This is a genomic window from Streptomyces sp. NBC_01476 (assembly GCF_036227265.1).
Lineage (GTDB): Bacteria > Actinomycetota > Actinomycetes > Streptomycetales > Streptomycetaceae > Actinacidiphila.
In genome coordinates this window covers 7,939,144-7,951,970 of record NZ_CP109446.1, presented here as the reverse complement: position 1 = coordinate 7,951,970, position 12,827 = coordinate 7,939,144, and the positions used below count along the sequence as shown (strand labels likewise).

The window sequence follows — 12,827 nt, the reverse complement described above, 5'->3', positions numbered from 1 at the left end:
CCGGGGGGACCGGGAGGGTCACAGGACCTTGCTGAGGAACTCCCGGGTGCGCTGGTGCCGGGGGTTGTCCAGCACCTCGGCCGGGGTGCCCTGTTCGAGGATCTCTCCGCCGTCGAGGAAGACGACCAGGTCGGCGACCTCGCGGGCGAAGCCGATCTCATGGGTGACCACGATGAGCGTGGTCCCGCTGCTGGCCAGGTCCTTGATGGCGGAGAGCACCTCGCCGACGAGTTCCGGGTCCAGTGCCGAGGTCGGCTCGTCGAAGAGGATCACGCCCGGCCGCTGGGCCAGTGCCCGGGCGATCGCCACCCGCTGCTGCTGGCCGCCGGAGAGCTGGCGCGGGTAGGCGTCGGCCTTGCCGGCCAGGCCCACCCGGTCGAGCAGTTCGAGCGCCAGCGCCCGGGCCTTCTCCTTGGTCGCGCGGCCGGTCGCCACCGGTGCGGCGGCCACGTTGTCGACGGCGGTCAGGTGCGGGAAGAGGTTGAAGCTCTGGAAGACGAAGCCGATTCCGCTGCGCTGGGCGAGGATCGCCCGCTCGCTCAGCTCCTTGAGCCGGTCGCCGTGCCGGCGTACGCCGATGAGTTCGCCATTGACGCTGACGTGACCGATGTCGAGCTTCTCCAGGTGGTTGATCGCCCGCAGCAGGGTGGACTTCCCGGAGCCGGACGGGCCGAGGATCACCGCGACCTGTCCGGGCTGGACGGTCAGGTCCACCCCGTTGAGCACTCGGTGGGAGCCGTACCACTTGTGGGCGCCGTGGACCTGAACCGCGGCAGCGGCGGCGGGGGCGAGAGGGGGAGTGCTCATCCGTTCACCGTTCCGAGGTCGGCGCGCTCGCGCAGCCGGCGCAGTCCGCCGCGCAGTTTCTGCAGCGGGGTGGGCGGGACCGTGCGCAGTGCGCCGCGCGAGTAGTAGCGCTCCACGTAGAACTGTGCGATCGACACGACGCTGGTGAGGATCACGTACCAGACGGTCGCCACCATCAGCAGCGGCACCACGTCTCCCGGGTAGGTGCTTCCCATGCTCTGCACCTCGCCGAAGAGGTCGAGCAGGGACACGTAGAAGACCAGCGAGGTGCCCTTGATCAGCCCGATCAGCTGGTTGACATAGGACGGGACGATGGCGCGCAGTGCCTGCGGCAGGACGATCCGGCGGAACTGATAGCCCTTGGGCAGTCCCAGTGCGGCGGCGGCCTCGTGCTGGCCCTGGTCGACGGAGAGGATCCCGGCCCGTACCACCTCGGCCCCGTACGCGGCCTCGCTGAGGCTCAGCCCGACGGTGGCGATGACCAGTTCGGTGGCCAACGACGCCTCGCCGAAGTGGACGAAGCCGGGGCCGAAGGGCACGCCGAGACTCAACGTCCGGTACAGCGCGCTGAAGTTGTACAGGATCAGCAGCACCACGATCAGCGGCACCGACCGGAAGAGCCAGATGTACACCCAGCTGACCGCCCGCAGGATCGGGCTCTTCGAGAGCCGGGCCAGCGCCAGCAGGATCCCGCCGAGCAGACCGAACACCGCGCTGAGTGCGGTGACTTTCAAGGTGACCAGCAGGCCGCGCATGATGACCGGCCGGAAGAACCAGTACCCGAACCGGTCCCACTGGTAGAAGGGGTTGCTTGCCAGCCCGTGGATGAACTGGGCGGCGAGGACCAGCACCACGGCGGTGACGATCCAGCGCCCCGGGTGGCGCAGCGGGATCACCCGCTGCGCCGACAGGGAGCGCGGCTGCTGGTCGCCGGAGCCGGGTACGGCGTCGTGCGGTGGTCTCTCCTTGGTCGGGACCGTGGGAGGGGGCTCGGTCATCGCGGTCTCCTCCCGGCTCAGAAGGTGGTGGGCGGGTTGACGACCGAGCTGCTGACGCCGGTGCCGGGCACACCCCACTTGGTGAAGATCCTGGCGTAGTCACCGGTGGCGATGAGCTTGTTGACGGCGTCGCTGATGGCCTTGGCGATCGGCGAGTTCTTCGCGGTGACGAAGCCGACCGGGGTGGTGCTGATCTCGCCGAGGTACTTGGTGTTCGGCACGTGCGTGGCGTCGTACTTCAGACCCAGCGTCGGGCCGAAGTAGATGTCCACCTTGCCGTTCTGCAGACCGAGGATGATCGGCGCGGTGTCCGCGAAGTACTGGACCTTGTAGGGCTTCTTGCCGGCCGCGGCGCACTTGCCCGCGCCGTCGGTGAGGATCTGCTGGAAGGTCGAGCCCGGGCTGGTGGCGACGTTGTAGCCGCACAGGTCGGTGAGGCTGGTCACCGAGTCGGCCGGCAGGTCCTTGGGGCCGAGGAAGGACTGGCCGTCATTGAGGTAGGTCGCGAAGTCGACGACCTCCTCGCGGGTCTTGGTGGCACCGAAGTTGTCCTGTCCGACGTCGTACTTCCCGTTCTGCACGCCGGGGATGACGGTGGGGAAGGTGCCGTACTGCACGTCCCAGGTGACGCCGAGCACCTTGCCGATCGCGTCGCGCAGGTCGATGTCGAGGCCGACGGTCTTGCCGCTCGGGTCCTGGCCGCCGTGCGGCAGGCCGGAGGTGCCGACCACCCGTGAGGTGCCCAGGATCAGGCTGCCGCGGGTCTGGATCGCCTTCGGCAGTTCGGCCTTCAGGGCCGGGTCGGCCTGGATCCCGGAGACGACGTCCTCGGTCGGCAGCGCCGTGGACGCCGCCGCGGACGGGGACTTCGCGCTCGGAGCTCCGCCCGCCGGCGCGGTATCGGCCGAACCGGAGCTGGAGCCGCAGGCGGTGAGCAGGGCGAGGACGGCAGCGGCGCCGGTCGCGGTGAGGGCCGTTCGGGAGACGTGGCGGGCGGGGCGTCCGTCGGTCGTCACGGTGGTTCCTTTCCAGGGGTGACAAGGGTGGTACGGGGGTCGGCGGGCAAGGGGGTGGTAGGGAAGCGGCGGAGAGCCGCCGTTGAAAGGGGAAAAAGTGGTGGATACGGGACAGAAGGTACGGGCGGTCTACCGGGGAGGTGAAGGGAGCCGGGTGGTCACAGGACCGCGGCGAGGAAGGCGCGGGCCCGCTCGTGGTGCGGACGTTCCAGGACGTCGGCCGGTGCGCCGGATTCGATGATCCGGCCTCCGTCCAGGAAGACCACGGTGTCCGCGACCTCACGGGCGAAGCCGATCTCATGGGTGACGACGATCATGGTCATCCCGCTGTCGGCGAGATCCTTGATGACCGCGAGGACTTCGCCGACCAGTTCCGGGTCGAGAGCGCTGGTCGGCTCGTCGAACAGCAGCAGTTCCGGCTCCATCGCCAGTGCCCTGGCGATGGCGACGCGTTGCTGCTGGCCGCCGGAGAGCTGTCGGGGATAGGACCCTTCCCGGCCGCCGAGACCGACGCGCTCCAGCAGTTCGCGGGCCTTGGCCGCGGCCTGCTTCTTCGGCACCCCGTGCACGGCGATCGGGGCCTCGACGATGTTCTCCACCACGGTGAGGTGCGGGAAGAGGTTGAACTGCTGGAAGACCATGCCGACCCGGGCGCGCTGCCGGGTGATCGACCGGTGTCCCAGTTCATGCAGCCGGCCGTCCTGGTGCCGGTAGCCGATGATCTCGCCGCCCACCTCGACGAATCCGCCGTCGGGACGCTCCAGGTGGTTGATGCTGCGCAGCAGGGTGGACTTGCCGGAGCCCGAAGGCCCGAGCAGCACGGTGACTTCGCCCTGGCGCACATCCAGGTCGACACCGTCCAGGACCAGATGTGTGCCGAAGCTCTTGCGCAGTCCCCTGATCCGTACCAGGGGGTCGGTGGCCACGGTCGTCATGAGATGCCCGCCAGTTCGTTGCCGGTCCTGCCGAGCAGCGGCACATTGCCCCGGAAGAGCTCCCGGAAGCTCCTCCTGCCACCGCGGTTGCTGCCGCGGGCGTAGTAGCGCTCGACGAAGAACTGCCCGATCGAGAGCAGCGTGGTGAGGATGATGTACCAGAGCGTCGCCACCAGGAGCAGCGGGATGATCAGGTAGTTCTGGTTGTAGATCAACTGCGAGGAGTAGAGCAGGTCCTGCACCGCGATGACGCTCACGATCGAGGTCGCCTTGAGCATCCCGATCAGCAGGTTGCCCGAGGCCGGCACGATGGCCGGCATCGCCTGCGGCAGCACGATCCTGCGGAAGATCCGCGCGTTCCCGAGGCCGAGCGCCTGGGCGGCCTCGGTCTGGCCGTGGTCGACGGACAGGATGCCGCCGCGGACGATCTCCGAGGAGAAGGCCGCGACATCCAGGCTGAGTCCCACGTACGCGGCGAGGATGCCGCTGAACAGATGGGCCGTCCGCACCGTGACGAATTCGCTGCCGAACGGGATGCCGAGCGACAACTGCGGGTAGAGCGAGGCGAGTTCGTACCAGAAGAGCAGCTGCACCAGGGGCGGGACGGAACGTATCAGCCAGACGAAGGCGAAGCTGAGCGAGCTGAGGATCGGGTTGTGCGACAGCCGCATCGCGGCGACGCCGATCCCGAGCAGATAGCCGGTGGCCATCACCGCGGCGGTGAGCCAGAGCGTCAGCTCCAGCCCGTGCACGATCGATCCGTTGAGGAAGTAGTCGCCGACGGTGCCCCACTGGAACCGGTTGTTGGTCAGCACCGTGTTGACCAGCATCGCGAAGAGCACCAGCAGGACGAGGGCCGAGACCCACTGGCCGGGGTGGCGCAGCGGGACCAGCTTCGCGGCGAGCAGTTGCTCGTCGGTGGGGCGGTCGGCGGGGGCCGTGGAGGCGGCGGCAGGCGGCGGTGGCTGCGCGGCGGTCGGGGGCGGTGGTTCCGGCGCGGCGGATTTGCGCGCGGAGGTGTCAGAGCTGCTCATGGTGGTGTGCTTTCCGTCCCATGGGGCGCAGCACCGCGCCGTGGGTCAGCGGCGGGCGGTGTGCGGAGTGCGGGCGTGGCCGGGCGACGGCAGGCGTACGGACATCTCAGCGCTCGCTCGGAGCGCGAGTGCGGTCAACAGACCGGGGACGTCCTCGGACACAGTGCGCTGCTCACCCGGAGCAGGTCGACGTGGCGGCGGGCCACCATGAGCTGAGCGAACCCGCGCGGAAGCGGCGTACCGCTGTTGTCGGTGCGTCGTATCTGCATGCGGATCACCTCGCATCCTCCGGCCCATGGGGCCTCGCGCTTACGGAACGTGACCGTCCCGCCGGGTCGTCACCTGGAGCACCCCACCGCGGACGAGGGTTGCCGGTCAGCCAGCCAGGGCTCAAAGCTGACGCTCATAACCAGGGCATACCGTAACCGCTGGGTCGGCTTTGGGCAATGCCTCAGTATTCGACGGTCCGTCAGCCCGGCCGGTCCGGAGCGGTGGGCCGGCCCCGGGGGCGGGAAAGCGGTCACTGTGTGATCCACAGCCCGTCGACCAGCCATTGTGTTCGACGCCGGTCCGGAGTTACCGTGTGAGCAGGTTATGAGCGTCAGCAACAAGCCCTGGCTGGCTGACCAGCAACCCTCCGACGCGGCGGGGTGCTCCAGGTGACGACCCGGCGGAGCCGAGCCCGGTTTACGCAAGCGCGCGATCGAAGGTGGAGGGGACTGTAGTGCGTCGAGCCATCAGTACCTACTCGCGTCGGCACATCGACCTGCAGCGCATCTCCAGCGCCCTCTGTACGGACATCTGACCGCTCCGCCGTTCCCGCGGCACCGGCTGTCGCCGGCCACGCGGATCCGCTGAGCCCCGCGCATCGCGCGGACCGGTGCCCCGCTGCGTCGCGGCACGCCGTCCCGCGACCGCGCCCCTTCCGCTCTTCGCCCGGCTCCTCCCGAGCCCCCGTCTTCTCCTCCCCTCTTCCCCCCGCCGACGCCGCCCCGGGCCGACCGCCCGGCGCGGGTTCCGTCCGGCATGTCCGCAGCACGGTGGAGCGCCCTCCACCCGAGCAGGAAGCGACCTCCCATGCCTCAGCCGCACCCCGCCCTCCACCTCGCCGTCGCCCTTGACGGCGCCGGGTGGCACCCCGCCGCCTGGCGCGAAACCGACGCCCGGCCCCAAGACCTGTTCACGGCGGCGTACTGGGCCGGCCTGGTCGCCGAGGCCGAGCGCGGCCTGCTGGACTTCGTCACGATCGAGGACTCGCTCGGTCTCCAGTCCGCCGACTACACCGAGCTCGACCAGCGCACCGACCAGGTCCGCGGCCGGCTGGACGCGGTGCAGATCGCCGCCCGGATCGCCCCGCTGACCAGCCACATCGGTCTGATCCCGACGGCTGTGGTCACTCACACCGAGCCTTTCCACCTCTCCAAGGCGATCGCCACGCTCGACTACGTCAGCGGCGGCCGGGCCGGGCTGCGGGTGCAGGTCTCGGCCCGCCCTTACGAGGCGGAACTCTTCGGACGGCGCAGCTTCCCGCCGTTCCGGTTCGAGGACTTCAACACCCCCGAGGTCCAGGCGCTGCTCACCGAGACCTTCGACGAGGCCGCCGATTACGTCGAGGTGGTGCGGCGGCTCTGGGACAGCTGGGAGGACGACGCCGAGATCCGCGACGTCGCGACCGGCCGCTTCATCGACCGGAAGAAGCTGCACTACATCGACTTCGAGGGACCGCGGTTCAGCGTCAAGGGCCCGTCGATCACCCCGCGCCCGCCGCAGGGCCAGCCGATCGTCGCGGCGCTGGCGCACCAGAGCATTCCCTTCCGCCTGGTCGCCCGCTCCACCGATGTCGGTTTCATCACCCCGCGCGACGCCGAGGACGCCCGGGCGATCATCGCCGAGATCCGGGCCGGCCAGGACGAGGCGGGCCGCGCCGGGGAGACGGTGCACGTCTTCGCCGACCTGGTGGTCCTGCTGGACGACACCGACGAGGCGGCCGCCGCCCGCGGCGCGCGGCTGGACGAGCGGGCGGGCGCGGCGTACACCAGCGACGCCCTGGTCTTCGCCGGCACCCCGGCCGGCCTCGCGGACCTGCTGGAGCAGTGGCAGGCGGCCGGGATCACCGGTTTCCGGCTGCGGCCGGCCGCCGTCCCGCACGACCTGGAGCAGATCACCCGCCACCTGGTGCCCGAACTGCGGCGGCGCGGCCTGTTCCGTACCGCGTACGAGGCCGCCACCCTGCGCGGCCTGCTGGGACTCCCCCGCCCGGCGAATCGTTACGCCACCGCTTCCGCCCCGACCACCTCCGCCGTCTGAGCGCCCGCAGAGACCTTAAGGAAGCCCGTCGCATGAGCAAGCCCGTCAAGCAGATCCACCTCGCCGCGCACTTCCCCGGTGTCAACAACACCACCGTGTGGAGCGACCCGGCGGCCGGCAGCCAGATCGACTTCAGCTCCTTCGTCCACCTGGCGAAGACCGCAGAGCGCGCCAAGTTCGACTTCCTCTTCCTCGCCGAGGGCCTGCGGCTGCGGGAACAGGGCGGCGAGATCTACGACCTGGACGTGGTCGGCCGCCCCGACACCTTCACCGTGCTGACCGCGCTCGCCGCCGTCACCGAACGCCTCGGACTCGCCGGGACCATCAACTCCACCTTCAACGAGCCCTACGAGGTGGCCCGCCAGTTCGCCTCCCTCGACCACCTGTCGGCCGGCCGCGCCGCCTGGAACGTCGTCACCTCCTGGGACGAGTTCACCGGGCAGAACTTCCGGCGCGGCGGCTTCCTCGCCCAGGGCGACCGCTACGAGCGGGCCCGGCAGTTCCTGGACGCGACCAAGGTGCTCTTCGACTCCTGGAAGGGCGACGAGATCGTCGCGGACAAGGAGTCCGGTGTCTTCCTTGGCGACCCGGACGCGGGCCGGTTCGACCACCGGGTGACCCAGTTCGACATCCGCGGGCGCTTCAACGTCCCGCGCAGCCCGCAGGGACGGCCGGTGATCTTCCAGGCCGGCGACTCCGAGGAGGGCCGCGAGTTCGCCGCGTCCGCCGCGGACGCGATCTTCACCCGGCACGGCACGCTGGAGGCCGGCCGGGAGTTCTACGCCGACGTCAAGGGCCGGCTGGCCAAGTACGGCCGCTCCCGTGACGAGCTGAAGATCCTGCCCGGGGTGACCTTCGTACTCGGCGACACCGACGCCGAAGCCCAGGAGAAGGCGCTGCTGATCCGCCGGCAGCAGGTCAGCGGCCAGACCGCGATCAAGTTCCTGGAGCAGCTGTGGAACCGCGATCTCAGCGACCACGACCCGGACGGCCCGCTGCCCGAGGTCGACCCGCTGGTCGGCGAGAACACCATCGCCCGGGGCCGGGCCAGCGTCCGGATGCACCGTGACCCGCTGGCCGTCGCCGCCCAGTGGCGGGCGCTCGCCGAGGCGAAGAACCTCACCACCCGCGAGGTGATCATCGAGGTGACCGGCCGCCAGTCCTTCATCGGCACCCCGGCCACGGTCGCCGAGGCGCTCAACGAGTTCGTGCAGACCGATGCCAGCGACGGCTTCATCCTCGCCCCGCACCTGACGCCGGGCGGTATCGACGACTTCGCCGACACCGTGGTCCCGCTGCTCCAGGAGCGCGGCGTCTTCCGTACCGAGTACGAGGGCACCACGCTCCGGGACCACCTGGGCCTGCGCCACCCCGACGAGGCCGCCGCGCGGACGCGGAGGGCGGCGTCATGAAGTTCATCAACATCACCCTGATCGTGCACGCCCCCGACCCGGTCACCGGCGCCCAGCCGTCGACCCACGAACGCTTCCGGCAGGTGCTCGACAGCGCGCTGCTCGCCGAGGAGCTGGGCTTCGACGGATTCGGCGTCGGCGAGCGGCACGAACGCCCCTTCATCTCCTCCTCCCCCACGGTGGTGCTCAGCCACATCGCCGCGCTGACCCGGCGGATCCGGCTCTTCACCGCGGTCACCACGCTCAGCCTGCTCGACCCGGTCCGCGCCTACGAGGACTACGCCACCCTCGATCATCTCTCCGGCGGCCGGCTGGAACTGATCATCGGCAAGGGCAACGGCGCCGCGCAGCGCGAGCTGTTCCAGGTCACCCCCGAGGACCAGTGGGACCGCAACGCCGAGTCCTACCAGCTCTTCCGTGAGATCTGGCGCAACGACAAGGTCACCGCCTCGCCGAAGTTCCGGCCCGTCCTGCACGACGCCGAGGTCTGGCCCCGGCCCTACCAGCGCCCGATCCGGGTCTGGCACGGAAGCGCCACCAGCCGCGAGTCGGTGGACCTCGCCGCCCGCTACGGCGACCCGCTCTTCTCGGCGAACGTCACCAACCCCATCGAGCCCTACGCGGAACTCATCCGCTACTACCGGGAGCGCTGGGAGCACTACGGCCACGACCCGGCGCTCGCCGCGGTCGGCGCGGGCTCGGCCGGCTTCTACGCCGCACCCACCTCCCAGCAGGCCCTGGCCGACTACCGGCCGGTCTTCGAGGGCTACCTCGGCTTCCAGCGGCGGCTCGGTGCCGAGCCGGTGTTCCCCACCCTGGAGGACTTCGTCGAGCGCAGCTCCGCGCTGATCGGCAGCCCGGAGCAGATCGTCGACAAGGTCCACCGCTACCACGAGCGGTTCGGGCACAGCGTGCTCCATCTGCACGCCGAGCCCGGCGGGCTGACCGACGCCCAGCACCGCGCGTCGCTGGAACTCTTCCAGTCCGCCATCGCGCCGGTACTGCGCAGCGCCATCCCCGACCCGCCGTGGCCATGGGGGCCGGTCGCCCCCGACAACACCCCGGTCAAGGAACCCGCCGGCTCTTCGGCGGCCGACCGCGCCACCGCCGCACCGCAAGGAGCATGACCATGGCCAACACCCCCCTGGCGGTCCTCGACCTGGTGCCGATCAGCTCCGGTTCTTCCGCCCCGCAGGCCCTGCGCAACAGCATCGACCTCGCCCGGCAGACCGAGCGCTTCGGGTACAGCCGCTACTGGTTCGCCGAGCACCATCTCAACCCCGGGGTGGCCGGCACCTCCCCCGCAGTGGTCCTCGCGCTGACCGCCGCGGCGACCTCCACCATCCGGCTGGGCTCCGGCGCGGTGCAGCTCGGGCACCGCACCGCGCTCTCCACCGTCGAGGAGTTCGGGCTGCTCGACGCGCTGCACCCGGGCCGCTTCGACCTCGGCCTCGGCCGCTCGGGCGGCAAGCCGCCCGCCGAGACCCGGCAGCCCGCACTGGTCGGCGGCAGCACCGTGGTCGACGGATACACCCCCAACGGGCTGCGGATACCGGCCCGCTTCAGCTTCGCGCACCTGCTGCGCTCCCCGCGCTTCGCCCTGCACAAGAAGCTGCTCCAGCAGCCGAATGCCGAGTCGCAGGAGTACGCGGAGCAGATCGACGACATCCTCGCGCTGATCGCGGGTACCTACGCCACCGCTGAAGGCATTGAGGCGCATGTCGTACCGGGCGAGGGCGCGGACCTCCAGGTCTGGATCCTGGGCAGCAGCGGCGGTGTCAGCGCCGAGGTGGCCGGCGCGAACGGCCTGCGCTTCGCGGCCAACTACCACGTCAGCCCGGCCACCGTGATCGAGGCCGCGGAGGGCTACCGTGCCGCGTTCACCCCGTCCGCCGCCCTGGACCGCCCCTACGTCAGCGTGTCCGCGGACGTCGTCGTGGCCGAGGACGAGGGCACCGCCCGCGAACTGGCCACCGGATACGGCCTGTGGGTGCGCAGCATCCGCAGCGGCGAGGGCGCGATCCAGTTCCCGACCCCGGACGAAGCCCGTGCCCACGTCTGGACCGAGGAGGACCGGGCCCTGGTCGAGGACCGGGTCGAGACCCAGTTCACCGGGACGCCGCAGCAGGTCGCCGACCAGCTGGAGACACTCCGGGACGCCACCGGCGCCGACGAACTGATCGTCACCACCATCACCCACGACCACGCCGACCGGGTCGCCTCCTACCGGCTCCTGGCCGAGGAGTGGTCACGGCGGGCATGACCGTCGCGCGCCCCCGCCTCCGTATCCGTACCGATCTGTGAGCAGACAAGGAGATAGCCGTGAGCGTCGTCGTCCTCGTCGGCAACCCCCGGCCCCGATCCCGTACCCATGACGCGGCCCAGCTGGTGGCCGAGGCACTGACCGGGCAGAAGCCCGACCGGACCGTGGAACTCGCCGACCTCGGTGCCGCGCTGTTCGACCCCGGGGACCCGCGGGTGGCCTCGGCCGTCGCGGCGGTCCAGGAGGCGAGTCTGCTGGTCGTCGCCAGCCCCACGTACAAGGCGTCCTACACCGGCCTGCTGAAGCTCTTCCTCGACGGCCTCGGTTCCGGCGCGCTGACCGGCGTGACCGCGGTCCCGCTGCTGCTCGGCGCGCACTGGCGGCACTCGCTGGCCGCGGATCTGCTGCTCAAGCCCGTTCTGGTGGAGCTGGGCGCCACCGTTCCCACCCGGGGCCTGTTCCTGCTGGACTCGGAGTACACCGCCTCCGAGGAGTTGGAGAAGTGGCTGACGTCGGCACGTTCCCAGGTCGCGGCGAGTGTGAACGCCGCATCGGTCCAGGTCACCTCATGAGCGTGGACGAGGCACTGCACACGACCGAACTCCGCCGCGTCTTCGGCGCCTTCCCCACCGGGGTGACCGCGGTCGCCGCACTGGTGGACGGCGCCCCGGTCGGGATCGCCGCCAGCTCCTTCACCTCGGTGTCGCTGGACCCGCCGCTGGTCTCGGTGTGCGTCGCGCACAGCTCGACCACCTGGCCCGCGCTGCGCGGCGCGGGCCGGCTGGGCGTCAGCATCCTGGGCGCGCACCAGGAGCGGGCCTGCCGGCAGCTGGCCGCGCGCGACGGCGACCGGTTCGCCGGACTCGACTGGCACGCCACCGACGACGGCGCGGTCCTGGTCGAGGACGCGAGCGCCTGGCTGGACTGCAGCGTCGACCAGGTCATCAGGGCCGGCGACCACGACATCGTGCTGCTCCGGGTCCATGAGCTGGACGCCGACCCCGCCGTGCCGCCGCTGGTCTTCCACGCCAGCGGGTTCCGCCGCCTCGAAGCGGCGTGACCTGTACGGCCGGGGCCCGCCGGCCCCGGTCCCCCTTGATCCCAGGTAAGGAAACGAGATGCCCAAGGCGTACATCTTCTCCGGCTTCGGCGGACCGGAGGTCGAGTCCTTCGCCGACCTTCCGCGCCCGGTGCCCGGTCCCGGCCAGCTGCTGGTGGCCGTGCGGGCCGCCGGGGTGAACCCGGTCGACTGGAAGCGCCGCACCGGCTACCGCCCGCTGGGCGCACCCGCGCCCGAGCTGCCCGCCGTCTTCGGCGGCGAGATCGCGGGTGTGGTGGAGCAACTGGGCGCGGACGTCGAGGGGTTCGCGGTCGGCGACGCGGTGTTCGGCAACCCGGTCGGCGGCGGGTACGCCGAGTACACGCTCCTGCCGGTGGCACTGGCGGCGCACAAGCCGGAGGCGCTGTCCTGGGCGGACGCGGCGACCCTGCCGATCGCGGCGGCCACCGCCTACGACGGGGTGGTCCAGCTCGATCTGCCCCCCGGCGCGACGCTCCTGGTCACCGGTGCGGGAGGCGGCGTCGGTGTCGCCGCCGTACAGATCGCGATCGCCCGCGGCCTCAAGGTGGTGGGTACGGCGAGCGCGGCCAAGGAAGCGTTCGTCACCTCGCTCGGTGCGGTGCATGTCGCCTCAGGCCCTGGTGTGGCCGACCGGATCCGCGCGGCGGCACCGCAGGGGATCGACGCGGTGTACGACCTGGTCGGCGGCCCGGCGCTGGAGGAGGCGGCGGAACTCCTCACGGACCGCACCAAGCTGATCAGCGGCGGCGACCGGGAGACCGTCGCCAAGCTCGGCGGGTTCCCGGTGGCCCGGGAGCGGACGAGTGCGGTGCTGGAGGCGGTGGCCGGCTTGGTCACGGACGGTGTCCTCGACCCCTTCGTGACCCAGACGTTCCCTCTCGACCGCGCGGGTGACGCGCTCCGCGCGGTGGAAGCGGGGCACGCCCGCGGCAAGATCGTCATCGAACTCCCCACCACCCCCTGACCCCTGCGGC

The 12,827-nt window shown here is 71.0% G+C and carries 14 protein-coding genes and 2 riboswitches; of the genes, 8 read left to right on the top strand and 6 right to left on the bottom strand.

Features of this window, described 5'->3' with window-relative positions:
• Positions 1 to 18: 18 nt before the first annotated feature.
• From OG552_RS34495 to OG552_RS34470, 6 genes are all read right to left on the bottom strand, one after another.
• Positions 19 to 807: an amino acid ABC transporter ATP-binding protein gene (locus OG552_RS34495; RefSeq protein ID WP_329139803.1), complete on the bottom strand. Its 789-nt coding sequence runs from the start codon at positions 805 to 807 to the stop codon at positions 19 to 21.
• Positions 804 to 1,805 carry an amino acid ABC transporter permease gene (locus tag OG552_RS34490; RefSeq protein WP_329139801.1) on the bottom strand — a complete coding sequence of 334 codons (1,002 nt, stop codon included), beginning with the start codon at positions 1,803 to 1,805 and terminating at the stop codon, positions 804 to 806. The genes OG552_RS34495 and OG552_RS34490 overlap by 4 nt, the downstream gene beginning before the upstream one ends.
• A 17-nt stretch (positions 1,806 to 1,822) precedes the next feature.
• Positions 1,823 to 2,821, bottom strand: coding sequence for an ABC transporter substrate-binding protein (locus OG552_RS34485; protein ID WP_329139799.1), 999 nt, complete (start codon positions 2,819 to 2,821; stop codon positions 1,823 to 1,825).
• A 158-nt stretch (positions 2,822 to 2,979) separates the two neighbouring features.
• Positions 2,980 to 3,756: an amino acid ABC transporter ATP-binding protein gene (locus tag OG552_RS34480; RefSeq protein ID WP_329139797.1), complete on the bottom strand. Its 777-nt coding sequence runs from the start codon at positions 3,754 to 3,756 to the stop codon at positions 2,980 to 2,982.
• Positions 3,753 to 4,790, bottom strand: coding sequence for an amino acid ABC transporter permease (locus OG552_RS34475; protein ID WP_329139795.1), 1,038 nt, complete (start codon positions 4,788 to 4,790; stop codon positions 3,753 to 3,755). The genes OG552_RS34480 and OG552_RS34475 overlap by 4 nt, the downstream gene beginning before the upstream one ends.
• 134 nt (positions 4,791 to 4,924) lie before the next feature.
• The gene (locus OG552_RS34470) at positions 4,925 to 5,059 is read right to left on the bottom strand and encodes a putative leader peptide (protein ID WP_329139793.1); all 135 of its coding nucleotides are present in this window, start codon (positions 5,057 to 5,059) and stop codon (positions 4,925 to 4,927) included.
• A gap of 31 nt (positions 5,060 to 5,090) precedes the next feature.
• Positions 5,091 to 5,201: riboswitch (SAM riboswitch) on the bottom strand.
• 179 nt (positions 5,202 to 5,380) lie between these two features.
• Positions 5,381 to 5,494: riboswitch (SAM riboswitch) on the top strand.
• Positions 5,495 to 5,499: 5 nt separating this feature from the next.
• Here OG552_RS34470 and OG552_RS34465 point away from each other — a divergent pair.
• The 8 genes from OG552_RS34465 (at position 5,500) to OG552_RS34430 (ending at position 12,817) form a co-directional block, all read left to right on the top strand.
• Entirely contained in the window at positions 5,500 to 5,595 is a 96-nt protein-coding gene (locus OG552_RS34465) for a putative leader peptide (protein WP_329139790.1), read from the top strand.
• A gap of 272 nt (positions 5,596 to 5,867) precedes the next feature.
• Positions 5,868 to 7,097 carry an LLM class flavin-dependent oxidoreductase gene (locus tag OG552_RS34460; RefSeq protein WP_329139788.1) on the top strand — a complete coding sequence of 410 codons (1,230 nt, stop codon included), beginning with the start codon at positions 5,868 to 5,870 and terminating at the stop codon, positions 7,095 to 7,097.
• A 32-nt stretch (positions 7,098 to 7,129) separates the two neighbouring features.
• On the top strand, positions 7,130 to 8,509 hold the full coding sequence (locus OG552_RS34455; protein WP_329139786.1) for an NtaA/DmoA family FMN-dependent monooxygenase: 1,380 nt from the start codon (positions 7,130 to 7,132) through the stop codon (positions 8,507 to 8,509).
• The gene (locus OG552_RS34450; RefSeq protein ID WP_329139783.1) at positions 8,506 to 9,636 is read left to right on the top strand and encodes an LLM class flavin-dependent oxidoreductase; all 1,131 of its coding nucleotides are present in this window, start codon (positions 8,506 to 8,508) and stop codon (positions 9,634 to 9,636) included. Before OG552_RS34455 ends, OG552_RS34450 begins: the two co-directional genes overlap by 4 nt.
• Positions 9,637 to 9,638: 2 nt before the next feature.
• Entirely contained in the window at positions 9,639 to 10,772 is a 1,134-nt protein-coding gene (locus OG552_RS34445; protein WP_329139781.1) for an LLM class flavin-dependent oxidoreductase, read from the top strand.
• Between the two features lie 59 nt (positions 10,773 to 10,831).
• The gene (locus OG552_RS34440; RefSeq protein WP_329139778.1) at positions 10,832 to 11,344 is read left to right on the top strand and encodes an NADPH-dependent FMN reductase; all 513 of its coding nucleotides are present in this window, start codon (positions 10,832 to 10,834) and stop codon (positions 11,342 to 11,344) included.
• Positions 11,341 to 11,832, top strand: a complete 492-nt coding sequence (locus OG552_RS34435) for a flavin reductase family protein (RefSeq protein ID WP_329139776.1) — start codon at positions 11,341 to 11,343, stop codon at positions 11,830 to 11,832. Before OG552_RS34440 ends, OG552_RS34435 begins: the two co-directional genes overlap by 4 nt.
• 58 nt (positions 11,833 to 11,890) lie before the next feature.
• Positions 11,891 to 12,817, top strand: coding sequence for an NADP-dependent oxidoreductase (locus OG552_RS34430; RefSeq protein ID WP_329139774.1), 927 nt, complete (start codon positions 11,891 to 11,893; stop codon positions 12,815 to 12,817).
• Positions 12,818 to 12,827 lie beyond the last annotated feature (10 nt).